Origin of the sequence: Nocardiopsis sp. CA-288880 (assembly GCF_050955985.1) — a bacterium.
GTDB classification, from domain to species: Bacteria; Actinomycetota; Actinomycetes; order Streptosporangiales; family Streptosporangiaceae; genus Nocardiopsis; species Nocardiopsis tropica.
Window position 1 is genome coordinate 7,020,792 of sequence record NZ_CP192105.1, and the last position, 20,140, is coordinate 7,040,931.

Below are 20,140 nucleotides of genomic sequence, written 5' to 3' on the forward strand. Positions count from 1 at the left end.
TCAGGTGTCCCCGCGCCGGTTCGCGCCGAGGGCGGGCAGGAGGAGCGCGACGGCCCACACCGCCAGGACCAGCAGCGCGGACCACGGGCTCGCGTGGCCCTGGCCCGGTCCCGTGATCCCCGCGAGCACGTGGACGGCCTCACCCGGCAGGAACGGCACGACCGCCTGCCCTCCCGGCAGCCAGCCCGCGACGGTGGGCGCGACCAGCAGGGCCGCCACCCCCGCCACGCCGCCCCCGGTGGACCGGGTGAGGTCGGCGAGGGCCACCGCCGCCAGCGCGTAGAACGGGCCCATCAGCGAGGCGCCGAGCACGACCCGCCACACGGCCGGGTCGGTCGCGTCCCAGGCCGGGAGCCCGGAGAGCCCCAGGACCAGCAGGCTGACCAGGGCCGCGCCGAACGCCGCCGCGAGCGACACCGCCCAGGAGGCGGCTGCCGCGACCAGGGCCCGGGCGACGAGCACGCGCCCCCGGGAGGGCGTGGCCGTGAGCGTGGTCCGGATCATCCCCGTCGCGTACTCGCCCCCCGTGGCCGAGGCGGCGAGCACCGCCAGCACCAGGGCGGCGGCGTCGACGCCGAGCAGTCCCGCGGTCAGCACGTCGAAGACGGGCTGTTCGGCCAGCGGGACGCCGGTCGTGGCGCCGAAGGTCAGGCAGAACAGGGCGGCGACCAGGAGCGCGAGCGCGACGGCTCCCGCCGCCGTCCGGCGGTTGCGGGCCAGGCCCGCCAGCTTGGTCCACTCCGCCGCGACGGTGTCCCGGGCGGTGGGTCGACGGTGGTCCACGGCGGTCATCGGACCGTTCCCCTTCCTTGCGGCTTCCGGGTGTCCGCGCCTGCGGCCCCGGGCTCCCCGGTCCGGCCCCCGTGTCGGCCCCGGCCCCTGGTGAGGGCCATGAACGCGTCCTCCAGCCGGGCCCGGACCGGCACCAGCTCGTGCACGGGGATCCCGTGCCGGGCGGCCAGGTCGCCGACCCGGGCGGCGTCGGCCCCGGTCACGGCGATCCGTCCGTCCCGTCCCCCGGCCACCGTCGCGCCCTCGCGGCGCAGCAGGGCGGCCAGGTCGTCCGCGCGCGGCGAGACGGCCTCGACCCGTGTGCCCGCGCCGGTGGCGACCAGCTCGGCGAGGCCGACGTCCGCGACGAGCCTTCCGCCGCCGATGACCAGCACGTGGTCGGCGGTGGCCTCCATCTCGTTCATCAGGTGGCTGGACAGGAGGACGGTGCGCCCCTCCTCGGCGAACCCCTTGAGCAGGCGGCGCGCCCAGACGATCCCCTCGGGGTCCAGCCCGTTGAGGGGCTCGTCCAGCAGGAGCACGCCCGGGTCCCCGAGCAGGGCCGCGGCGATGCCGAGCCGCTGGCGCATGCCGAGCGAGTAGTGGCGGATCCTGCGCCCGCCGACCTCCTCCAGTCCGACGAGGCCGAGCACCTCGTCCACCCGCGCGCGGCCGATGCCGCCCGCGCGGGCGAGCCACAGCAGGTGGTTCGCCCCCGTGCGCCCGGGGTCGACGGCGGCGGGGTCGAGCAGGGCCCCGACCTCCCGCGCGGGCGCGGCGAGCCGCCGGTACGCGGTCCCCCCGATCCGGGCCTCCCCCGAGGTGGGGGTGTCCAGGCCCAGGATCATCCGCAGGGTCGTGCTCTTCCCGGCCCCGTTGGGGCCGAGGAAGCCCGTCACCCGGCCGGGGGCCACGGTGAAGGTCAGGCCGTCCACCGCCAGGTTCTCCCCGTACCTCTTGGTCAGTCCGCGAACGCTGATCATCGCTCTCCTCCGGTGTCTGCCTCCAGGCTGTCCCGGATCGGAGGGGAGGGCGTAGGCCGTCCGTCAGGAGGTGGCCGTGACAGGTGTCAGGGGTGCCGTCCGCTCCTCCCTCATGCGGCGCAGGGCCCCGGCCAGCTCCACCACCTCGTCGAGCATCCCGGCCAGGGCGCCCTCCTGGTGCTCGCGCACGGCCATCCTGCCGAGGTCGGAGGGGTCCGAGGGGGCGTCCACCGCGAAGTCGGTGAAGCTGCCGAGCTGGACCTGGGCGCGCACGGCGTGGACCTTCAGTTCGGAGAGGACGCCGCGCAGGTGCGCGACGGCGTGCGCGCCGCCGCTCGCGCCGAACGAGACGAAACCGGCCGCCTTGTCGGCCCATTCGGCGTACAGGTAGTCGATCGCGTTCTTGAGGGAGGCCGGGATGCCCCGGTTGTGCTCCGCGGTCAGGAACACGAAGCCGTCGTAGGCGTCGATCGCGCGCGACCACCGCCGGGTGTGCTCGTGCTCGTAGGGCAGCCCGTAGGCCGCCGGGTGGGTCTCGTCGAGGACCGGGAGGCCGAAGTCGGCGACGTCCACCAGGTCCAGGACGACGCCGCGGCCGTCGAGACGGCGCCGGGCGACCTCCTCCACCCAGGTGGCGACGTAGTCGGATCGGCGGGGGCTGCGCGTGCTGCCGATGATCAGGGCGATGCGGGTCATGGAGGGCTCCTCGTCCGGTGGACCGTCGAAAAGTAAAGTACAACGTGCATTGCAATAAGTAAACTGGCCGTTGTACTTTGGGCTTCCGAGCCGGCGGGGCGGGCACCGCCCCTCCCGCCGGCCGGACCGACGACCCCGTTCCACGACGAGAGGCGACCCCGTGCGCTACGAACTCCTGGGCAGTACCGGACTCCGCGTCAGCGAGATGTTCCTGGGCGCGATGCTCCCCGGCGACGGCGCCGGGCTCGCCGCGGCCGTGGACGCCTACGCCGACGCGGGCGGCAACGTACTCGACACCGCCGTGAACTACGCGGGGGGCCGGAGCGAGGAGGCCCTGGGCGAGATCCTGGAGGGGCGCCGGGACCGGTTCGTGCTGTCCACGAAGTACACGCTCTCCCGGGACGAGACCGACCCCAACGCCGCGGGGAACCACCGCAAGAACCTCGTCCGCTCCCTGGAGACCAGCCTCCGGCGGCTGCGCACCGACCACGTCGACCTGTACTGGGTCCACCTCTGGGACCGTCACACGCCGATCGAGGAGACCGTGCGCGCCCTGGACGACGCGGTGCGCGCTGGGAAGGTGCTCTACGTCGGGATCTCCAACGCCCCCGCGTGGGTGGCCGTCCGCGCGAACACCCTCGCGGAGTGGCGCGACTGGACGCCGTTCTCGGCGGTGCAGGTGAACTACAGCCTGCTCAACCGGGACGTCGAGCGCGAGATCCTCCCCGCCGCCGACCACCTCGGCATGAGCGTGGCCGCGTGGTCGCCCCTCGCGGGCGGCGCGCTCGCGGGCGGCGCCCGCGGCGGCCCCGCCCCGACCGGCGCGGACGGGGCCCGGGAGCGGATCACCGGCGCGGTCGCCGAGGTGGCGGCGGAGCTGGGCGCGACCCCCGCGCAGGTGGCCCTGGCCTGGCTCCGGTCCAGGTCGCCTAACGTGCACCCGATCACGGGGGCGGCCACGGCCGCGCAGGTCGCCGAGAACGTCCGCGCGTTGGCCCTCGACCTGCCGGAGGAGGCCGCGCACCGCCTGGACGAGGTCTCCGGGACCGGGCTGGGGTACCCCCACGACTTCGTGGCCGAGCACCGCCGGGCCGCCCTGGGCAGGGCGGCGCTCCCCCTCCGATCCCGGCTCCCCCTGGGCCGGGGGTAGCATTCTGACCCCCGCCCACCCCTTCGCCGGTCCCATCGGAGTCCCGTGACCTCCCACCGCCCCACGTTCCCGCCCCTCCTCCCGGGCGACCCCCGGACGGTCGGGAGCTACCGCACCGTCGGCCGCCTGGGCAGCGGGGGCATGGGCGCGGTCTACGCCGCCGCCGACCCCTCCGGGCGACTGGTCGCCGTCAAACTGGTCCACGCCGACCTGGCCGCCGACCGCGACTTCCGGGCCCGGTTCCACCGGGAGGCATCGCTGGTCCGACGGGTGGTCAGCCCCTGCGTGCCGCGGTTCGTGGCGAGCGACACCCGGGCCGGGCAGCCGTGGCTCGCCACCGAGTACGTTCCGGGCCCGACCCTGCGGCGGCACGTGGACGAGCACGGGCCGCTGTCCGGCGCCCCGCTGCACGCCTTCGCCACCGGTGTCGCGGAGGCGCTGCGCGCCGTCCACGCCGCCGGGATCGTCCACCGCGACCTCAAGCCCGGCAACGTCGTCCTCTCCGGGGACGGGCCCAAGGTGCTGGACTTCGGCATCGCCCGCGCCCTGGACGAGACCGCGATCACGCGCACCGGCGGCCTGTTCGGCACCCCGGGGTGGGTCGCCCCGGAACTGCTGCGCGGAGCGCCGCCCGGCCCGGCCGCCGACGTGTTCGCGTGGGGCGGCCTGGTGGCATTCGCCGCCACCGGCCGGGCCCCGTTCGGGGCGGGCTCCGCCGAGTCCGCCGCCCTGCGCGTCCTGGAGGGCGAGCCCGACCTCGACGGCGTGCCGGAGAACCTGCTCGGCCCGGTACGGGGCGCGCTCGCCCGCGACCCCGGCCGACGCCTCACCGTCCCCGCGCTCCTGGCGGGCCTCCTCGGTCCGCGCCTCGACGCCGGCGCCGGCCACGAGGAGACGACCGCCCTGGTCACCGTGGTGATCGCGGACGGATGGGAGGCGCCGCCGGTCACGGCCGCGGTGGTCCCTCCCCCGACCCGCCCCTCCGCGCCCCCCGCCCGGGGAGCGGGCCGTCCGCCGGGGCGCCCCGGTCGCGGGGGCCGCCCGTGGACGGCGGTCGGCGCCGCGCTCGCCGCGCTCGTGCTGGTCGTCGCGGGCTCCTGGTACGCGGGGGACCGCTTCGGCCGGGCGGGCCAGTCCGCGGAGGACGACGGTGAGGGCGGCGCCGCCCCGGCCTCCTCCTCCGGGGAGCTGGCGGTGACCGTCCCCGGCGACAACGTGATGATGGTCCTCGCGGACCCCTCCGGGGGCATGGGGGCCGCCGACGGCTTCGCCGGGTGGACGTACGAGCCGCCCGAGGGGTTCGCCCGCGAGGACCACGCCATCGCGACCATGAACATCTACGTCACCTACCTCGACACCGCCGCCATGGAGGAGTCGGACGGCCTCACCGTCAGCGGGGACATCACCTACCTGCCCGACGGCGGCGGCTACACGCTCCGCTCCGACGACATCACCCTCTACGAGGTCGGCCCCGGCCTGGAGTCCGTGCCCGAGGACCCCGACGACGGCAGGGAGGCCTACCGCGTGGAGGGCCGGACGCTCGCGGAGCTGACGCCGTCCGACCCCACCGCCGAGTTCTCGTTCGACGTGCCCGACGCGCCCAGCTCCGTCCTGGTCGCCTACCGCCCCGACCCGGGGGCGGCCCCGAGCGGGGAGTACGCGGCGGAGCGGAGCCAGGGCGCCTACATGTGCGGGACCGCCTGGACCCAGATCTCGACGAGCACCATGGACGGGTCGTTCGACGGCGTCCCCTGCCCCACCTTCGACTCGGTGGTGGGTGAGGAGGGCCTGTGAGCTTCGCACCCGTCCGCCCCGGCGACCCGGCCGCCGTGGGCGCCTTCCGCGTCGTGGGCCGGATCGGCAGCGGGGGCATGGGCACCGTCTACGCGGGCACGGCCGGGCGGGGCGGTTACGCCGCCGTCAAGGTCATCCGGGCCGACCTGGCGGAGGACCCCGCCCTGAGGGAGCGCTTCACGCGCGAGGTCCGCCTGCTCCGACGCGTGCGCAGCCGCGCCGTGCCCGCCTTCGTCGCGGCCGGCGTCGACGGCGGGAACCCGTGGCTGGCCACGGAGTTCGTGCCCGGCCGGACCCTGTCCGACCACGTGCGGAGCCACGGGCCGCTCACCGGCCCCCCGCTCGACGGGTTGGCGCTCGGGACCGCCGAGGCGCTGCGCGCCGTCCACGCCGCCGGGATCGTCCACCGCGACCTCAAGCCCGGCAACGTCATGCTCTCCCCCGAGGGGCCGAAGGTGCTGGACTTCGGCATCTCGCGGGCCCTGGACGAGACCGTGCTGACCAGGACCGGGGGGCTCTTCGGCACGCCCGGGTGGATCGCGCCCGAGCTGCTGCGCGGAGCGCCGCCCTCCCCCGCCGCCGACGTGTTCGCGTGGGGCGCGCTGGTCGCCCACGCCGCGTCCGGGCGTCCGCCGTTCGGGACGGGGCCGGCGGACGCGCTCGTGTACCGGGTGCTCAGGGAGGAGCCCGACCTGTCCGCGGTCCCGGCCCGGCTGCTCCCGCTCGTGGCGGCGGCCCTGGACAAGGAGCCGGGGCGCAGGCCCACCGCGGCCCAACTGGTGTCGTCCCTGACGGGGACCCCCTCCGACCTGCCCTCGGACGAGGTGGCGGCGTCCGTCGACAGGGCCCTGGACCGCTCCTGGCGCGAGATCCGGGCGGTCCTCCCCGCCGCGCCCCGGCCCCGGCGCCCCCGCGCGCTCCTCGCCGCGGGCGCCGCCCTGCTCCTCGTACTGGCCGTGGCGGCGGGGGCGGTGGCGGCCCGCGTCCTCGTTCCCGGGGCCGGGCCGGGCGGGGCCGCGGACGGGCCCGCGCAGGACGCGGCCGGGGCCGACGCGGAGGCCCACGCCGGCTGGACGCGGTCGGACGTCCGGACGGGCGGTCACAACGTCGAGTGGTGGACCGAGTCCCGGACCGGCGGCGACCTGGTGGTGAACCCCGCCGAGGCCGCCCCCGGAGACCGGCCGGCCTTCGCGGCCTCGCCCGACTCGTTCGAGAGCGCGTTCAGCGTGTCCGTGGACTCGGTCGACGCGACCCCCGGCGGCGTCCGGTTCGCGTTCACCGTCGACCTCATGGAGGTCGAGCTCGGCGACGACGTCCCGTCGATGCTCGCCGTCACCGCCGGGGAGGAGCCCTTGGCGCCGTCCGGGGTGGAGGCCGACGGGGAGGTCGGGGCGGGAAGCGCGTTCGCGGTCACCTTCGACGGGGCGCCCGACGAGGGCCTGCTCGTCCTCGCGAGCCCGGGCTACGTCCCGGACGTGGCCGGGGTCCCGCCGACCGGGCTCTGCTACGACGCGTCCGCGCGGACCCTGTCCTCCGACCTCGCCGCGTGCGACGGGGGGACCGCCACCGGGTAGGGCGTGACGGTGCCGGCGGTGGCGTCACGACCTCTCAGCCGGTCCCACCACGGGCCCGGATCACAGCAGGCCGCGCAGCTCCTCGGCGGTCACCCGGTCGGTCCGTCGTCCTCGAAGTAGAGCTCCAGCGCCTCGGTGAGAGCGGCCAGCGCCTCCTCCGCGGTCTCGCCCTGCGAGGCCACCCCGGCGCCCACCGCGTGCGCCACGTACCCTCCGGCCTGCGGGTCGTGGCGAAGTCGTCGTGGCCGACGGTTCCACGAGCGGTCTCCGAACCCATCCCACCCTCGATCCCGGACGCGAGCAGGGCCCTGGGCAGCGATCCGCCGCAGGTTGCCCCACGGGGACTGGCACGCACCTCTGCGGCCCGTCCCCGGGTGCCGGGGGCCGAAACTCTCCCCAGGCTAGCGTGGCCGCCTCACGGAGAGGCGGCAACCGGGGAACGGAGCCGCCCGCCGTGGCCGCCCCCGAGGCGCCGCCCCGGCCCACCTCCGCAAAGGGCCGTCTGCTGTGCTTCGGGGAGGACCGGGCGACCGTGCCCGGCGCCCTCCACGGACCGAAGGGAATCCTCTGATGCTGCACGCCCGTACCGCCCCGCACGAGAAGCGGCGCGCCCTGCGCGAGGCCCTGGCCTCGGGACGCCTGATGCGCGTGCCCGGCGCGGTCAACCCGCTCACGGCGGTGCTCATCCAGGAGCTCGGCTTCGACGGCGCGTACGTGTCGGGCGCGGTCGTGGCCGCCGACCTGGCCCTGCCCGACATCGGCCTGACCACGCTGTCCGAGGTCGCGACACGGGGCGGCCAGATCGCCCGGGTGACCGACCTTCCCACGCTCATCGACGCGGACACGGGCTTCGGGGAACCCATGAACGCCGCCCGCACCGTCCAGGCCCTGGAGGACGCGGGGCTCGCCGGGTGCCATCTGGAGGACCAGGTGAACCCCAAGCGCTGCGGCCACCTGGACGGCAAGGCGGTCGTCGGCGCCGACGAGATGGTCCGCCGGATCCGGGCGGCGGTCGGCGCCCGCCGCGACGACGGGTTCGTGGTCTGCGCGCGCACCGACGCCGCCGCGGTCGAGGGTCTGGACGCCGCGATCGAGCGCGCGCGGGCCTACGTGGACGCGGGCGCCGACATGGTCTTCCCGGAGGCGATGCGCGGCCCCGCCGACTTCGAGGCGTTCCGCGCGGCGGTGGACGTGCCGCTGCTCGCCAACATGACCGAGTTCGGCAAGAGCGAGCTGCTGACCGCCGAACAGCTGGAGTCCCTCGGGATGAACATGGTGGTCTACCCGGTCACCACGCTCCGCCTGGCGATGGGCGCGGTCGAGGACGGACTGCGGACCCTGCGCGACGAGGGCACGCAGGCGGGCCTGGTGGACCGGATGCAGACCCGCAGGCGCCTCTACGAACTGCTCGACTACCCCGCCTACAACGCCTTCGACGGCGGCGTCTTCGACTTCACGGTCTGAACGGATGCGGTGGGCACGGCCGACACGGCGATCGGCGGGGCCCGGCCGGGCGGTCCCGCCCGGGGAGTCCGTCGCGCGGACGGCGGGCTCCCCGGGACGCCGGAACGGCTAGTGGCCGCCCGGGCCGGGCTGGTTCGGCTGCCCGGGGTATCCGGGGTGGCCGGGGTATCCACCCTGGCCGGGGTGGCCGGGCTGCGGGTATCCGGGCTGCGGGTGGCCCGAATAACCCCCCTGGCCGGGGTGGCCGGGGTGGCCGGGCTGCCCCGGGTATCCGCCCTGGCCGGGGTATCCGCCCTGGACCGGCGGGTGGCCGACGGGGGCGTTCGGGTCGGTGGCCCGGAACCACTCCTTCGAGGACTGGATCTCGATCAGGCACAGCACGGAGATCGCCAGGAACAGCCCGAGTGCGGGGTTGGAGCCGGTCAGGATGCTGAGGAGCGCGTTGGCCAGCGCGAGGCCGATCACGACGCGCAGGAGGTTGCGGGCCCGCGGTCCGCCCTTGCCCATCTCCACGATGACGTAGACCTCGAAGGCGGTGATGAGGAGGCCGACGACCAGGACCGCCGCGAGGGCCGCCATGGGCATGCCCGCCTCGGCCTCGACCTCGGCGGCGGGCAGCGTCATGAGGACGAGGAGGCCGAGGAAGGCCGCCCCGTAGAGGAGGACGGCGATGACCGCCCGGATGATCAGGATGACCCTGACCGCCTTGAGGGCGGTCGGCATGGGAGGTCTGGGAGCAGGGGGATACACGGGGAGGTTCCTTGTCGTCGGGATCACGGACGTTCCGCGGGCGTTGCCGGGGATACGACTCCGGGGTGCGCCCGACGGTTCCCTCCCGAGGGTACGGCCCCTCCCCGCGGGCGGTCGGCCGCGCCCGCGACGCGCCGCCACAGGGGGTTCCGAGCACTCCACCCCCTCGCCATGAAGTGTGACCTGCATCACATACATGGCCTCCCGCCTCGGAAAACTCCCCCGCACCAGAAGCACGCACCGTTACCCCTGTTGACGCAAGCGTGACTAAATGATCACTTAGTTTCCAGTCTCTGACCCGCTACCAAGGAGACCTCATGATCGACCGCAGGCTTTTCCTCGGGGGCGCCACCCTGGCCGTGGGGGTCCCCCTCCTCGGCGGCTGCGCGCCGGGCCCGACCCAGGCGTCGCTCAGGTCGGACTCCTCCGCCCTGGCCAATCCGGGAGCGCTCCCGGTCAGCATCGTCAACAACACCGGCCGGTTCGCCGACGGAGAGGTGCTCGTCTACGTCGTGGGCACCGACCTGACCACGAACCAGCACGTGTGGGTCGACGCCTCCGGGACGCCCCACCCCGTCAGCGAGGGCGACAACACCGACAACGGGTACACCGACTACTCGATCCCGCTCGACGCCCTCGCCGGCATGACGCTCCCCTACATGTCGGGGCGCATCTACCTCGCGCTCGGCGGCAAGCTCGGCATCCGCATCGTCATCGGGGGAGACGGAACTCCCGCGCTCCAGCTCCCCGCCGGCTGGGTGGAGAGCGACCACGGCTTCGACGTGCTGCACGACTCGGTCGAGTTCACCCACAACGACGCCGGGATGTTCTGCAACACCAGCATGGTCGACCAGTTCAGCGTGCCCATCGGCATCCGGCTGACCGGCGACGCCGACCAGACCACCGGCACGTTCAAGCCGGGCGGGCGGGCGGCCGTGTTCGAGACGCTCTCGGCGGACCCGGTCTTCTCGTCGCTGGTCTACGACGACCTGCGGGTGATCGCCCCCGGACACGCCCTCGACCAGGGGCTGTTCCCCTCGGACTACTTCGACCCCTACATCGACCAGGTCTGGTCGCACTACACGTCCACCGACCTGACGGTCACCACGAACGCCGGGACCTTCACCGGCCGCGTGCAGGGCGAGCAGCTGGTCTTCGACGGGGGCGTCGCGCCGATCTCCCGGCCCTCGACCAGGGACGTCCTCTTCTGCGACGGCAACCTGGCCGCCCCCAACGACGGGATCACCGGGCCCGTCGCCGCCATCCTGGGCGCGGCGTTCAACAGGGCGACCCTGCTGACCGCCGCGCAGCAGCCGACCGACGACCCGACCGGCTTCTACCAGTCGGAGATCGCCAACCACTACGCCGCCGTCTTCCACGCGAACACCGTGGACGGCAAGGCCTACGGGTTCGCCTTCGACGACGTGGAGGACTTCGCGTCCTACATCCAGGACCACGGGCCCTCCGCTTTCGAGATCACCCTCACGGCGTTCTGACGCCGCGGCTCGCACCGCCCGCGCACGCGGGCGGCTCCCAGGCCGGGATCGGATCCGGGAAGCCGCCCGCGGCGGCCCCGTGCCCGGCCCGGGGGCGAGCCCTTCCGACGCCCGGTCCACCGGCCGTCGCCGGGACCCGTTCCGCGTGTGGGGCGCGGGGCCGGGTCGCGGCGGCGCGGTGGGCCGGGACCGGTGACGCCCCCGTGCCGCCGGGCACGGGGGCGTCACCCTTGCGCCGACCGGACACGGCCCCGTTCCCGCTCCCTTGCGGCGGTATGCGGACCCACCCTCAGTGGACGTGCTCCTCCAGTTCGATACCGATGGCGACCACGCCCAGGGCCTCGCGCTCCGGGGGGTAGATCTCCCGAATGTTGCGGAGCTGGTCCTCGCGGGTGGCGGTCGGGTTGACCGAGGAGACCGGCTCGTGGTCGAACATCTCCTCGAAGTCGGTGTACCGGGCCAGGCGGGTGATGCGCGTCAGGACCTCTTCATCGCGGCACCGGAACCGCAGCAGGTCTCCGACCTTCAGCCGCTTACGGGAGGAGTCGTCGACCCGGATCTCCGTGGTCTTGGTCCCGGCCCTGATCAGGTCGAAGTAGCGCTTGTAGATGCCCATCTCGTGGGCACGTGGCCGCTGGTCGAGGTCGGCTGGTCGGTCGGTCATGATGCGTCCGAGTTCCTTGACGGTGAAGCTTCTGAAGAAGTGCTTCGGGTCGGTGAGCAGTTCGCCGACGAGCCACAGCAGCGCGTCGACGTAGTGGTCGGTGTCTCCCGGCCACGTGGTGGTGTCGAGCATCCAGGGTTCCACGCCGTGGGGGCCGTGGTCGAAACAGATGAATACCCGGGGGCCGACCGCCGCCGCGCCGACCGGAGGGGGGATCGTGGACGGGCCCGGTGGCCCGCCCGGGAAGCACGGGACGGGGCGGGCGGGACGGCACCGTCCGAGAGCACCGGGAGGGTAGTGACCAACGGGATGGCGGGAGACGGCTGTGAGCAGAACAGTTCTGGTGACCGGCGGTACCAAGGGCATCGGACTCGGCATCGCCAAGGGGTTCGCGGAGGCCGGGGACCGGGTGGTGATCATGGGCCGCGACGAGGCCAGGACCCGTGAGGCCGCCGAGGGCGTCCCGGGGGCGCGGTGGGTGGTCGGGGACGTGGCCAGGGCCGTCGACTGCGCCCGCGTGGTGGAGGAGGTCGTGGCGAGCAGCGGCGGGCTGGACGTGCTCTGCGCCAACGCCGGGATCTTCCCCTCCTCGCCGCTGGTGGCGATGGGCGAGGACGAACTCGACCGGGTCCTCGACACCAACGTCAAGGGCACCGTGCTGATGGTGCAGGCCGCGGTGGAGGCCCTGACGGCTTCCGGCCGGGGGCGGGTGGTGATCACGTCCTCCATCACCGGGCCGCTGACCGGGTACGCGGGCTGGTCCCACTACGGGGCCACCAAGGCCGCCCAGCTGGGGTTCATGCGCAGCGCCGCCCTGGAGCTGGCGCCCCGCGGCATCACCGTCAACGCCGTGCTCCCCGGCAACGTGCGCACCGAGGGCCTGGACGACATGGGCCCGGACTACCTCGAACGCATGCGCGCGGCCATCCCGGTCGGACGCGTCGGCGAGGTCGAGGACATCGCCGCGGCCTGCGTGTTCCTGGCGAGCGCCGGGGCCTCCTTCATCACCGGCCAGTCCCTCGTGGTGGACGGGGGCCAGGTGCTGCCCGAGGACGGCCAGGCCTTCGGCCGGGCCCTCGGCTCGGACTGACGCCCCGCGCCCCGAAGCGGGGAACCGCGGCCGGGCCTCGCGCCCGGCCGCGGTCACTCCCCCGACCGGCCCCGACCCGAACGGTGGGCGTGCCGGCCGCACCGGGCGGGAACCGCGGCCGGTGCGACGAAAACGGCGGTACCCCTGCTCTGAGCTGCGCAACCGTGCTGTCCGGGACCGGCCGATCCCCGGACAGGGCGGTCACCGTGGGTTACCGTCAGCGTGACCTGTCCTCAAGGCAAGGAGCACCGCCATGGGCAAGCACGAAGGCCCCCCGCAGCCGATCCGGCCGCTGCCGCCACCTCCTCCGCCCAGCCCCGACAGCGGCCCCCCGCCCGGACGGCACGGTAAGTGACCGGGACCGCGCACAGGCGCCCGGAGCGCGACCGGCTCCGGGCGTTCCTGTTGGAGACCGGATCCATGTCGCCCGGGTGGGCGGAGGCGTTCGACGCCGTGGACCGGGCCGCGTTCCTGCCCGACCGGTTCTGGCCCCACGGCGCAACCGGCGAGACCGGTGGAACCGCCGTGGACCGGCGCGCGGACCCCGACACCTGGTACCGGTGGGCGGACTCCGACACCGCGCTCACCACCCAGTGGGACGACGCCACGGCGGACACCGGCGTTCCCGGCGAGGTGTCGACCTCCTCCTCGTCCATGCCGTCCGTCGTGGCCTCCATGCTCCGCGACCTGGACGTCCGTCCTGGCATGCGGGTCCTGGAGGTGGGCACCGGAACCGGGTGGTCGTCCGCCCTGCTCGCGGCCCGCCTGGGCGGCGACGCGGTCACCTCCGTCGAGGTCGACCCGGTCCTGGCCGAGCAGGCCCGCCGCCGCCTGGACGCGGTCGGCCTGCACCCGCACGTCATCGTCGGGGACGGTCTTCTCGGCCATCCCGGCGGGGCGCCCTACGACAGGGTCGTGGTCACGTGCGGGCTTCGGCAGGTGCCGTACGCGTGGGTGGAGCAGACCAGGCCGGGCGGCATCGTCCTGGCCCCGTGGGGTACCGACTACAGCCCGCAGGACGCCGTGGCCCGCCTGGTCGTCTCCGAGGACGGCGCCTCGGCGGCCGGCCGGTTCACCGGCCCCGTCCAGTTCATGAAGGCGAGGTCCCAGCGCCTGGTGTGGCCGCGCCACGACGAGTACGTCCGGGAGTGGCCCGGAGAGGCGGTCGGGTCCGCCACGGAGCTGGCCGCCGAGGAGCTGGGAGGTGGGGGGTTCGGCGGACCGGAACTCCTGCTCGGGCTGATGGTGCCCGCCTGCGCGCACAGCCTCCGGGCCCAGGACGGCGGGGGCATCGCCTGGTTCTACGGGCTCGACGACCGGTCGTGGGCGGCCGTGCGGTGGGAGCCGGGCGCACCGGGTGAGGTGTGGCAGTCGGGGCCCCGGCGGCTGTGGGACGAGGTCGAGGCGGCGTGGCGGTGGTGGGCGGAGCAGGGCCGTCCGGGGGTGGAGCGGTTCGGGCTCACGGTGGACGCGAGCGGCCACCGGGTGTGGCTGGACGCTCCGGGCAACCGGGTGGCCCGGTGAACGGGCCCTACCCCGTGGGAACTCACTCGTGGCGGACGACGCTGAGAAGCGCTCCCCACTCACGGCCGGGCAGGAGGAAGTGCCCATCCGCAGGGTTCTGGGAGTCTCGCACGGCGGCGGTCCCCTCTCCTGCGTCAGCGAACTCCACGCAGTTCGAGGGGTTGCTGTAGCTCGACTTGCGGAAGTTCAGGCGGGAAACGCTGGCGGCCATCAACGGTGCCCTCTCGACTAATCGTGGATCGCGGTGCTCAGGAGTGCAGCCCACTCGGCAGCGCCGAACGTAAGATGACCCAACTCGCGGTACTGGGTGTCCCGGACGGCCGCAGCGCCCGAGAGATCAGCGACCTCCACACAGTTCTGCGGGTTGCTGTAGCTCGACTTGCGGAAGTTCAGGTGGGGAGTGCTGGTGGTCATCAATGGTGCCCTCTCGGCTAATCGCGAGTCGTAGTGCTCAGGAGTGCAGCCCACTCGGCGGTGCCGAACGTGAGGTGGCCCAGGTTGCGGTTCTGGGTATCGCGGACGGCCGCGCCGACCGGAAGGTCCGCGACCTCCACGCAGTCCTGCGTCTGGCCACCGCTGTAGCTGCTCTTACGGAACGTCATGGTGTGGGAGGTCTCAGACATGAGCGCCTTCTTCATAGGGATGCGAGTCGGTAGCTCCTGCCCGGAAGAGTACGGCGGGAGGACCCTGGAAACTAGACACCTAGTGGCGCCCTTCCTGTCACCAGGCGACCGGGGGCACGTCCTTCTACAGCCCTTGGAGCAGGGCCAGGTTCCTCACCCGCCGTCAGGCCGTGGGACGGCCCCGGCTTCTGCCGGGGCCGTTGCTCGTGCGGGCGTCAGAACTGGTCGGAACCGGTCACCTGCCCGATCGGGAACGAGTGGCGGGAGGCAGCACAGATCGTCTCCAAGGCATGGATGGGAACGTCCTCGGTCCAGTAGCTGACCCGGAGCACCTGAACCACCCACTCACCCGGGATGTCCAGGAGGTCGGCCTCGTACAGTGTGGCCGGGCGCGCGGTCAGAGTTTCGGTGGCGTTCCCGAACCGGTGGCCCATGTCCTCGATAGCAGCCTGAAGTGTCGGCAGGACAAAGCCCTCACCGTCGAGGCGCGTGTTCTCGCCGACGTCCACACGGAAGTACGAAGTCGAGATCCGCACGGGAATCTCGTTGGCCCAGAACATCTTGCGTCTGGCGATCACGTTTTCACCGGGTTCGACGCGCAGACCGAGCGCCACGTGTTCGTTCGCGGGCTCCTGACCGACGAACAGCATCTTCCGCTCCGGTTTGAGCCCCTGCTGCTGGGCTTCGGTCAGGTACAGGGACTTGGACCCGCGGGTGGCAGGCGGAGTCGGCAGTGCGCGTTCGACCAGCACGCGCGGACGCGGGTCGAGGGGTCCGGTCGGCGCTTTGTGCTCGGACTCTTCTGCGGCGGCCTTCTTCATCTGACTCACACGGCCGGGCGACACCCCGAGGTGCCGTGCGATGTCTTCCTGATGGAGGCCGGACTGTTGGGCTTCGATGATCGCTGCGCGCCGTATCCGAGACAGCTCCACGCTTTGGCCTTGCAAGCTGGTCATGGCTGCTGACGCTGCGCGGGCTCTCTCAAGCGGGTCGGGCATGGCGGCGATGTCGTGCAGCGTCCGTGCGTCCATGGCGCATCCTCGGGTCGGGGGCTCCACGGCGGACTTTAGCCCTCCTGTTGTAATGAGCGAAAGGGCGATTTCCATTCGTGACGGACCGACCGTGTCGGCCGCCGAGCACCGGGGCCTTGGTCCCTTCCCGGTGTCAGCGCGCCGGGGTAGAGTGCTCGTGGGATGCTTCAGGTAAGCACGACAAGGCCCCCGGTCCACGCGACCGGGGGCCTTGCTCGTTCACGGGCTACGCGCGGGTCGCGGTGCGCAGGAGCGCCTCCCACTCGGCAGCGCCGAACGTGAGGTGGCCGAGATCGCGGTTCTGGGTGTCGCGGACAGCCGCGGCGCCCGGGAGATCGGCGACCTCCACGCAGTTCTGGGTGGTGGCGCCGGAGTAGGAGGACTTGCGGAACTTCATGTGGGATGTCTCAGGCATGAGCGCCTTCTTCATAGGGATGCGAGTCGGTCACGTATGAGCTGCCGCGAGTCGGAGACCGAGAGGGCCTCAGCCTGCACGTAGTCATACACGTGCTGGTACCGGGTGATCTCCTCAGACTTCTCCAAGTAGATCTCCTCGGACATGGCTTCAAGGTAGACGACCGGCAGGTCCGGCGGCGGGAACTCCATAATGACGAAGTTGCCGTTCATCGCAGCGTGCGGTCCCCGGGAGATCGGCAGGACCTGGATGCCAACGTTCGAACGGGCACCCATCTCCAACAGGTAGTCCAGCTGGCCGGCCAGCGCGGGAGTGATGCGCAGGAGCGCGAGCTCATCGAGCACCGCCCAGAACGTCACCGGAGCGGACCGGGTGAAGACCGTCTTCCGGAACATCCGGGCATCCACACGCTGCGTCAGTTCGTCTTCGTCGGTCACCTGGCCGGAGCCGCTGATGACGGCTCGGGCGTACTCCGGCGTCTGGAGCAAGCCGGGGATCGTCATCGACTCGTAGCTGCGGATGGCAGATGCCTCCGACTCCAGCCCCACGAACTGGCCACTTCCGAGCGCGTCCCCGAATGAGGCCCACCAACCCTGTTGGTTCGCTTCCCGGGCCAGGGCGACGTAGGCCGCGCGCTCCTCCTCAGCGGTGATGCCGTAGATGTCGAGCAAGATCAGCACGTCGTCAGCTTGGACGCGCTTCCACTCGGCACCCTCCAAGCGAGTGAGCTTGCTCGCCGACCAACCGCGCGTCTTCCCGGACTTGGCCTTCGCTTCCTTGGCGACAGCGCCTGCGGTCCACCCGCGATCTTCGCGTAGCTCACGGAGCAGCCTGGACAGTCGCCGTCGACGCAGGGTCGGGCTGGCCACGTCTCTTGACCTCCTTGGATCACGCATCTGGGCATTCGATCCTACGACCGGAGGATGAGAATCAGACATTCTACGCACTACCCATCATCAGACGGAGTTCACATATAGAATTCTTACAGCACTCTGTAGATGGGTATTGCAAATCCAGTTGCGGAGCGCCACGATGGTGCCACCTGAAGATCCCGCCGGGCCTCCCACCCGGCTCCGACCAGGAGGTGTGCATCCTGTGCGCTACCTGAACCCCTCGGCCCTGGTGGCCGCCCGCTACATCGCCTCGGAGGCCATGCGCCGCCGACGACCACGGCGGGCGGCCCGGGTCCGGGCCTACGCCCCCGCCCGCTTCGTGCCCTGCGCCCCGACGCCGCACGACATCCTGAACGCGGTCCTGGACGGCCTCCACCGACTGGAGGTGAGGGCGGCATGATGCCCCCGCACTGCGCCGAGACCTCCCTCGACCGGAACGGCATCCCGCGCTGCTGCGTCATCGAAGCCGGCCACGAGGGCGACCACATGGACCACCAGGCCCGCACCTGGGAACCCCCGGGCACGGTCCTCGCCCGCCTCCACGAAACCTGGGGCCGCACCCACCGCATCATCTGGACCGGCCGCATGTGGATCGCCACCGCCCACCGTGACGACGTCCACTGGCGCACCGAGGTCGAACCCACCCCGGCCCAGCTGGAGGCGAGCCTTCAGAAGCACTCCCGGCCGCCCGACCGGCCCCGCGCCCGCTCCGCGCCCTCCGCGCCCTCCGCGCCTTCCGTATCCTCAACGCCCTCAACGCCTTCCGCGCCTTCCGCGCCCCGCGTCCTCGACGCCACCGACACGGGAGGCGCCCCGTGAACCGACGGCGACCGCCCCGACGAGGCCCCGCCCGTATCTGCGCCGACGACGCCCCGCTCACCCCCGAGGAGCAGGCCGCCTACGACCGCCAGGGCGAGCTGATCGCCATGGAACTGCGCTGGGAGAACGCCCTACGGACCTCCGGTCACAGGGTCCCCGCCACCATGGACGGTGTGCGCTGGGGCAACGGCGACAGCAGCCGCGAAGAGAGCACCCGGGACCGCGAGGACGGGTAGCGCCCCGGGGACCCGAGCCGGACGCAGGGCACGGGGCCGCCGGGCGAGAGCCCGGCGGCCCCGGTCCGCACCCGCCCGTCCCGTTTCCGCGACCGCCCTCGCCTTCGCCGCAACATCCGCCTACGCATACGCTTCGAGCTGGAGAAACGACCGATGACCCCCGTACAGCCCCTCATGGACACCGCCGAGGAACTCCTCACGCCCGGCGAGGTCGCCCGCCTGTTCCGCGTGGACCCCAAGACCGTCACACGCTGGGAGAAGGACGGCCGCCTCACCTCCCTCCGCACCCTGGGCGGCCACCGCCGCTACCCCAAGGGTCAGATCACCGACGTGCTCAACGCCGAACCGGCCGGCGGCGAGGTCGTCCGCGCCCTGGAGAAGGTCCACGCCCTCGCCCTCGAAACCGGCGCGACGGCCGAGGCCGAGCACATCGCCGACCTCATCGGCACACTCCACGGGAACGGGTGACGCCCTCCCTGGCGAGCCGCTCCGCGTATCCGGTTCCACCAGCCCTGGAAAGCGCCATGGACAAGATCTGCCCGAACTGCCTGCAGCCCTGGCCCGCCTGCGTGTGCGTGGTCCCGCTCAGACGGGACACCGCCGTCACCGTGTCCTGGTGCCCCTGGCCGCACCCGGTCCTGTCCCAGCAGTTCGGAGGACCGCTGCTGGAGCCCTTCGGCCGGTCGGACACCTCGGACCCGCCGAAGGAGTTCTGCCGGGACTGCTCCCAGCCCTGGCCGTCGTGCCGGTGCGAGGGCCGACGCCTCTAACCCCGAAAAACTCGACCGTCCCGCTCTCCCGGCCAGGAGAGCGGGACGGCCCGGGTTCGCCCCGCCCCGGGTTAGACCAGGCCGAGCGGGCCGTCCGGCGCGGGGACGAAGTGGCGGGCGACGTCCTCGTCGGAGACGGCCTCCAGGGTGTCCGGCACCCACTTGGGCGAGCGGTCCTTGTCGACCACCTGCGCGCGGATGCCCTCCGCCACGTCGGGCGAGGCCAGGGACGCGCAGGAGACCCGGTACTCCTGTTCCAGGACCGCCTCCAGCCCCGGCAGTTCCCGGGCGCGGCGGAGCGCGGCCAGGGTCGCCTTCACGGCGGTGGGCGACTTGGCGAGGACGGTCGCGGCGGCCCGCGCCGCCTCCGGGTCGCCGTGGGCGCGCAGCCGCTCCACGACCTCCTCCGCGGTGTCGGCCGCGTAGCAGGAGTCGATCCAGTGCCTCCGGCCGCGCAGGTCGGAGTCGGGCGGGGCCTCGGCGAACCGGCCCACCGCCTCGGCGACCTCCTCGGCGGAGGCCGCGTCCGCGAGCGCGACGGCCAGCTCCGGCAGCCGGCCGGAGGGCACGAAGTGGTCCGCCAGGCCCAGGTACAGGGCGTCGCCCGCGCCCACCGAACCGGCGGTGAGCGCCAGGTGGGTGCCGGTCTCCCCCGGCGCCCGTGACAGCAGGTACGTGCCGCCCACGTCGGGCACGAAACCGATCGTGGTCTCGGGCATCCCGAGGACCGTGCGCTCGGTGACGATCCGGACGGACCCGTGCGCGGACACCCCCACGCCGCCGCCCATCACCACGCCGTCCATGAACGCGGCGTAGGGCTTGGCGTAGCGGGCGATGTGCGCGTTGAGCAGGTATTCATCACGCCAGAAGGCCGCGGCGCGCAGGTCCCCGTCGAGGGCGCTGGCCCGGATGGCACGGACGTCGCCGCCCGCGCACAGGCCGCGCTCACCGGCGCCGTCGAGCAGGACGGCGGAGACCGCGTCGTCGTCCTCCCAGGCGGTGAGGGCGCCCCGGAGGGTGTCCACCATGGCGTGGTCGAGGGCATTGATGGCGCGGGGGCGGTTGAGCGTGAGGCGGCCGAGGCGGCCCTCCACCCGCGCCAGGACCGTGTCCCCGGCGGCTCCGGCGGCGGACATCAGGCGGCCCCCGTCGGGCCGCGGGCGATGATCGGGTTCATGGTCTCGTTGGTCCCTTCCAGGATTCGGTGCACCCGCAGGTCGAGGACGATCCTCCCGGTGCCGTACCCGGTGGGGCAACCGCGGCCCCCGCGCGGTGGGAGGGCCCGGTCCGCGGCCGTGGACCCGGCCCCGGCGGCGAACCTTCCGGCCACGGCGCACAGCCGCGCCGGGCCCGGATCCCGGCGCGACCGGGAAGAACGACGCCGCCATGCGCACGGT

Annotated in this window: 25 protein-coding genes and 1 pseudogene; 12 read left to right on the forward strand and 14 right to left on the reverse strand. The window is 73.3% G+C overall.

Annotated elements, in window-relative coordinates; all coding sequences use genetic code 11:
• The 3 genes from ACQPYD_RS30255 to ACQPYD_RS30265 all read right to left on the reverse strand — a co-directional run bounded on the left by ACQPYD_RS30255 (position 1) and on the right by ACQPYD_RS30265 (position 2,450).
• On the reverse strand, positions 1–792 hold the full coding sequence (locus tag ACQPYD_RS30255) for an ABC transporter (RefSeq protein WP_433698761.1): 792 nt from the start codon (positions 790–792) through the stop codon (positions 1–3).
• On the reverse strand, positions 789–1,754 hold the full coding sequence (locus ACQPYD_RS30260; RefSeq protein ID WP_433698762.1) for an ABC transporter ATP-binding protein: 966 nt from the start codon (positions 1,752–1,754) through the stop codon (positions 789–791). Before ACQPYD_RS30260 ends, ACQPYD_RS30255 begins: the two co-directional genes overlap by 4 nt.
• A gap of 63 nt (positions 1,755–1,817) precedes the next feature.
• The gene (locus ACQPYD_RS30265; protein ID WP_433698763.1) at positions 1,818–2,450 is read right to left on the reverse strand and encodes an NADPH-dependent FMN reductase; all 633 of its coding nucleotides are present in this window, start codon (positions 2,448–2,450) and stop codon (positions 1,818–1,820) included.
• 160 nt (positions 2,451–2,610) lie between these two features.
• Here ACQPYD_RS30265 and ACQPYD_RS30270 point away from each other — a divergent pair, with 160 nt between their 5' ends.
• Genes ACQPYD_RS30270 through ACQPYD_RS30280 form a run of 3 tightly spaced genes read left to right on the forward strand, consistent with a single transcriptional unit; the run spans position 2,611 to position 6,968 of the window.
• Positions 2,611–3,600, forward strand: coding sequence for an aldo/keto reductase (locus ACQPYD_RS30270; protein ID WP_433698764.1), 990 nt, complete (start codon positions 2,611–2,613; stop codon positions 3,598–3,600).
• A 45-nt stretch (positions 3,601–3,645) separates the two neighbouring features.
• Positions 3,646–5,394 (forward strand): protein kinase domain-containing protein, encoded by a 1,749-nt coding sequence (locus ACQPYD_RS30275; RefSeq protein WP_433698765.1) that lies wholly within the window; start codon positions 3,646–3,648, stop codon positions 5,392–5,394.
• Positions 5,391–6,968, forward strand: coding sequence for a protein kinase domain-containing protein (locus tag ACQPYD_RS30280; RefSeq protein ID WP_433698766.1), 1,578 nt, complete (start codon positions 5,391–5,393; stop codon positions 6,966–6,968). The genes ACQPYD_RS30275 and ACQPYD_RS30280 overlap by 4 nt, the downstream gene beginning before the upstream one ends.
• 89 nt (positions 6,969–7,057) lie before the next feature.
• Here ACQPYD_RS30280 and ACQPYD_RS30285 read toward each other — a convergent pair whose 3' ends face one another.
• The gene (locus tag ACQPYD_RS30285; protein WP_433698767.1) at positions 7,058–7,174 is read right to left on the reverse strand and encodes a type II toxin-antitoxin system HicB family antitoxin; all 117 of its coding nucleotides are present in this window, start codon (positions 7,172–7,174) and stop codon (positions 7,058–7,060) included.
• 364 nt (positions 7,175–7,538) lie between these two features.
• Here ACQPYD_RS30285 and prpB point away from each other — a divergent pair, with 364 nt between their 5' ends.
• Positions 7,539–8,432, forward strand: a complete 894-nt coding sequence (gene prpB, locus ACQPYD_RS30290; RefSeq protein ID WP_433698768.1) for a methylisocitrate lyase — start codon at positions 7,539–7,541, stop codon at positions 8,430–8,432.
• Between the two features lie 108 nt (positions 8,433–8,540).
• Here prpB and ACQPYD_RS30295 read toward each other — a convergent pair whose 3' ends face one another.
• Positions 8,541–9,155 carry a hypothetical protein gene (locus ACQPYD_RS30295; RefSeq protein ID WP_433698769.1) on the reverse strand — a complete coding sequence of 205 codons (615 nt, stop codon included), beginning with the start codon at positions 9,153–9,155 and terminating at the stop codon, positions 8,541–8,543.
• Between the two features lie 344 nt (positions 9,156–9,499).
• Here ACQPYD_RS30295 and ACQPYD_RS30300 point away from each other — a divergent pair, with 344 nt between their 5' ends.
• Positions 9,500–10,678: a beta-1,3-glucanase family protein gene (locus ACQPYD_RS30300; RefSeq protein WP_433698770.1), complete on the forward strand. Its 1,179-nt coding sequence runs from the start codon at positions 9,500–9,502 to the stop codon at positions 10,676–10,678.
• A 289-nt stretch (positions 10,679–10,967) separates the two neighbouring features.
• On the opposite strand, the gene ACQPYD_RS30305 is transcribed toward ACQPYD_RS30300, so the two are convergent.
• Positions 10,968–11,474: an ASCH domain-containing protein gene (locus tag ACQPYD_RS30305; protein WP_433698771.1), complete on the reverse strand. Its 507-nt coding sequence runs from the start codon at positions 11,472–11,474 to the stop codon at positions 10,968–10,970.
• Positions 11,475–11,667: 193 nt separating this feature from the next.
• Between ACQPYD_RS30305 and fabG the strand changes: the two genes are divergently transcribed.
• Both fabG and ACQPYD_RS30315 read left to right on the forward strand, forming a co-directional pair.
• A complete protein-coding gene (fabG, locus tag ACQPYD_RS30310) occupies positions 11,668–12,432 on the forward strand; it encodes a 3-oxoacyl-ACP reductase FabG (protein ID WP_433698772.1) in 765 nt (254 codons plus the stop codon).
• A 420-nt stretch (positions 12,433–12,852) separates the two neighbouring features.
• Positions 12,853–13,956 carry a methyltransferase domain-containing protein gene (locus ACQPYD_RS30315; RefSeq protein WP_433698773.1) on the forward strand — a complete coding sequence of 368 codons (1,104 nt, stop codon included), beginning with the start codon at positions 12,853–12,855 and terminating at the stop codon, positions 13,954–13,956.
• A gap of 22 nt (positions 13,957–13,978) precedes the next feature.
• Here the strand turns inward: ACQPYD_RS30315 and ACQPYD_RS30320 are convergent, their stop codons facing one another.
• The 6 genes from ACQPYD_RS30320 to ACQPYD_RS30345 all read right to left on the reverse strand — a co-directional run bounded on the left by ACQPYD_RS30320 (position 13,979) and on the right by ACQPYD_RS30345 (position 16,894).
• On the reverse strand, positions 13,979–14,167 hold the full coding sequence (locus tag ACQPYD_RS30320) for a DUF397 domain-containing protein (protein WP_433698774.1): 189 nt from the start codon (positions 14,165–14,167) through the stop codon (positions 13,979–13,981).
• Between the two features lie 17 nt (positions 14,168–14,184).
• Positions 14,185–14,370: a DUF397 domain-containing protein gene (locus ACQPYD_RS30325; protein ID WP_433698775.1), complete on the reverse strand. Its 186-nt coding sequence runs from the start codon at positions 14,368–14,370 to the stop codon at positions 14,185–14,187.
• 17 nt (positions 14,371–14,387) lie between these two features.
• A complete protein-coding gene (locus tag ACQPYD_RS30330; protein WP_433698776.1) occupies positions 14,388–14,579 on the reverse strand; it encodes a DUF397 domain-containing protein in 192 nt (63 codons plus the stop codon).
• A gap of 215 nt (positions 14,580–14,794) precedes the next feature.
• On the reverse strand, positions 14,795–15,610 hold the full coding sequence (locus ACQPYD_RS30335) for a UTRA domain-containing protein (RefSeq protein ID WP_433698777.1): 816 nt from the start codon (positions 15,608–15,610) through the stop codon (positions 14,795–14,797).
• Between the two features lie 226 nt (positions 15,611–15,836).
• Positions 15,837–16,025: a DUF397 domain-containing protein gene (locus tag ACQPYD_RS30340; protein WP_433698778.1), complete on the reverse strand. Its 189-nt coding sequence runs from the start codon at positions 16,023–16,025 to the stop codon at positions 15,837–15,839.
• A gap of 11 nt (positions 16,026–16,036) precedes the next feature.
• On the reverse strand, positions 16,037–16,894 hold the full coding sequence (locus ACQPYD_RS30345; RefSeq protein ID WP_433698779.1) for a helix-turn-helix domain-containing protein: 858 nt from the start codon (positions 16,892–16,894) through the stop codon (positions 16,037–16,039).
• A 226-nt stretch (positions 16,895–17,120) separates the two neighbouring features.
• Here ACQPYD_RS30345 and ACQPYD_RS30350 point away from each other — a divergent pair, with 226 nt between their 5' ends.
• The 5 genes and pseudogenes from ACQPYD_RS30350 (at position 17,121) to ACQPYD_RS30370 (ending at position 18,743) form a co-directional block, all read left to right on the forward strand.
• On the forward strand, positions 17,121–17,318 hold the full coding sequence (locus ACQPYD_RS30350) for a hypothetical protein (RefSeq protein WP_330156407.1): 198 nt from the start codon (positions 17,121–17,123) through the stop codon (positions 17,316–17,318).
• Positions 17,315–17,737: a hypothetical protein gene (locus tag ACQPYD_RS30355; protein WP_433698780.1), complete on the forward strand. Its 423-nt coding sequence runs from the start codon at positions 17,315–17,317 to the stop codon at positions 17,735–17,737. The genes ACQPYD_RS30350 and ACQPYD_RS30355 overlap by 4 nt, the downstream gene beginning before the upstream one ends.
• On the forward strand, positions 17,734–17,973 hold the full coding sequence (locus tag ACQPYD_RS30360) for a hypothetical protein (protein ID WP_433698781.1): 240 nt from the start codon (positions 17,734–17,736) through the stop codon (positions 17,971–17,973). Before ACQPYD_RS30355 ends, ACQPYD_RS30360 begins: the two co-directional genes overlap by 4 nt.
• A 174-nt stretch (positions 17,974–18,147) precedes the next feature.
• Positions 18,148–18,321, forward strand: a pseudogene (locus ACQPYD_RS30365) (BldC family transcriptional regulator); the annotation flags it as partial.
• A gap of 176 nt (positions 18,322–18,497) precedes the next feature.
• Positions 18,498–18,743, forward strand: a complete 246-nt coding sequence (locus ACQPYD_RS30370) for a hypothetical protein (protein WP_433698782.1) — start codon at positions 18,498–18,500, stop codon at positions 18,741–18,743.
• A 71-nt stretch (positions 18,744–18,814) separates the two neighbouring features.
• On the opposite strand, the gene ACQPYD_RS30375 is transcribed toward ACQPYD_RS30370, so the two are convergent.
• Both ACQPYD_RS30375 and ACQPYD_RS30380 read right to left on the reverse strand, forming a co-directional pair.
• Complete coding sequence (locus ACQPYD_RS30375; protein ID WP_433698783.1) at positions 18,815–19,879, reverse strand: enoyl-CoA hydratase/isomerase family protein; 1,065 nt, start codon at positions 19,877–19,879, stop codon at positions 18,815–18,817.
• Positions 19,879–20,073: an acyl-CoA dehydrogenase family protein gene (locus tag ACQPYD_RS30380; RefSeq protein ID WP_433698784.1), complete on the reverse strand. Its 195-nt coding sequence runs from the start codon at positions 20,071–20,073 to the stop codon at positions 19,879–19,881. The genes ACQPYD_RS30375 and ACQPYD_RS30380 overlap by 1 nt, the downstream gene beginning before the upstream one ends.
• Between the last annotated feature and the right edge of the window lie 67 nt (positions 20,074–20,140).

Excerpts from the sequence above, each read along its gene's own strand:
- ACQPYD_RS30320 (WP_433698774.1), bottom strand. The coding sequence starts at position 14,167 with ATGGCCGCCAGCGTTTCCCGCCTGAACTTCCGCAAGTCGAGCTACAGC.
- ACQPYD_RS30260 (WP_433698762.1), bottom strand. The coding sequence starts at position 1,754 with ATGATCAGCGTTCGCGGACTGACCAAGAGGTACGGGGAGAACCTGGCG.
- ACQPYD_RS30300 (WP_433698770.1), top strand. The coding sequence starts at position 9,500 with ATGATCGACCGCAGGCTTTTCCTCGGGGGCGCCACCCTGGCCGTGGGG.
- ACQPYD_RS30370 (WP_433698782.1), top strand. The coding sequence starts at position 18,498 with ATGGACAAGATCTGCCCGAACTGCCTGCAGCCCTGGCCCGCCTGCGTG.
- ACQPYD_RS30305 (WP_433698771.1), bottom strand. The coding sequence starts at position 11,474 with ATGCTCGACACCACCACGTGGCCGGGAGACACCGACCACTACGTCGAC.
- ACQPYD_RS30265 (WP_433698763.1), bottom strand. The coding sequence starts at position 2,450 with ATGACCCGCATCGCCCTGATCATCGGCAGCACGCGCAGCCCCCGCCGA.
- ACQPYD_RS30295 (WP_433698769.1), bottom strand. The coding sequence starts at position 9,155 with ATGCCGACCGCCCTCAAGGCGGTCAGGGTCATCCTGATCATCCGGGCG.
- ACQPYD_RS30355 (WP_433698780.1), top strand. The coding sequence starts at position 17,315 with ATGATGCCCCCGCACTGCGCCGAGACCTCCCTCGACCGGAACGGCATC.
- ACQPYD_RS30255 (WP_433698761.1), bottom strand. The coding sequence starts at position 792 with ATGACCGCCGTGGACCACCGTCGACCCACCGCCCGGGACACCGTCGCG.
- ACQPYD_RS30315 (WP_433698773.1), top strand. The coding sequence starts at position 12,853 with ATGTCGCCCGGGTGGGCGGAGGCGTTCGACGCCGTGGACCGGGCCGCG.
- ACQPYD_RS30375 (WP_433698783.1), bottom strand. The coding sequence starts at position 19,879 with ATGTCCGCCGCCGGAGCCGCCGGGGACACGGTCCTGGCGCGGGTGGAG.
- ACQPYD_RS30340 (WP_433698778.1), bottom strand. The coding sequence starts at position 16,025 with ATGCCTGAGACATCCCACATGAAGTTCCGCAAGTCCTCCTACTCCGGC.
- ACQPYD_RS30335 (WP_433698777.1), bottom strand. The coding sequence starts at position 15,610 with ATGGACGCACGGACGCTGCACGACATCGCCGCCATGCCCGACCCGCTT.
- ACQPYD_RS30330 (WP_433698776.1), bottom strand. The coding sequence starts at position 14,579 with ATGTCTGAGACCTCCCACACCATGACGTTCCGTAAGAGCAGCTACAGC.
- ACQPYD_RS30325 (WP_433698775.1), bottom strand. The coding sequence starts at position 14,370 with ATGACCACCAGCACTCCCCACCTGAACTTCCGCAAGTCGAGCTACAGC.
- prpB (WP_433698768.1), top strand. The coding sequence starts at position 7,539 with ATGCTGCACGCCCGTACCGCCCCGCACGAGAAGCGGCGCGCCCTGCGC.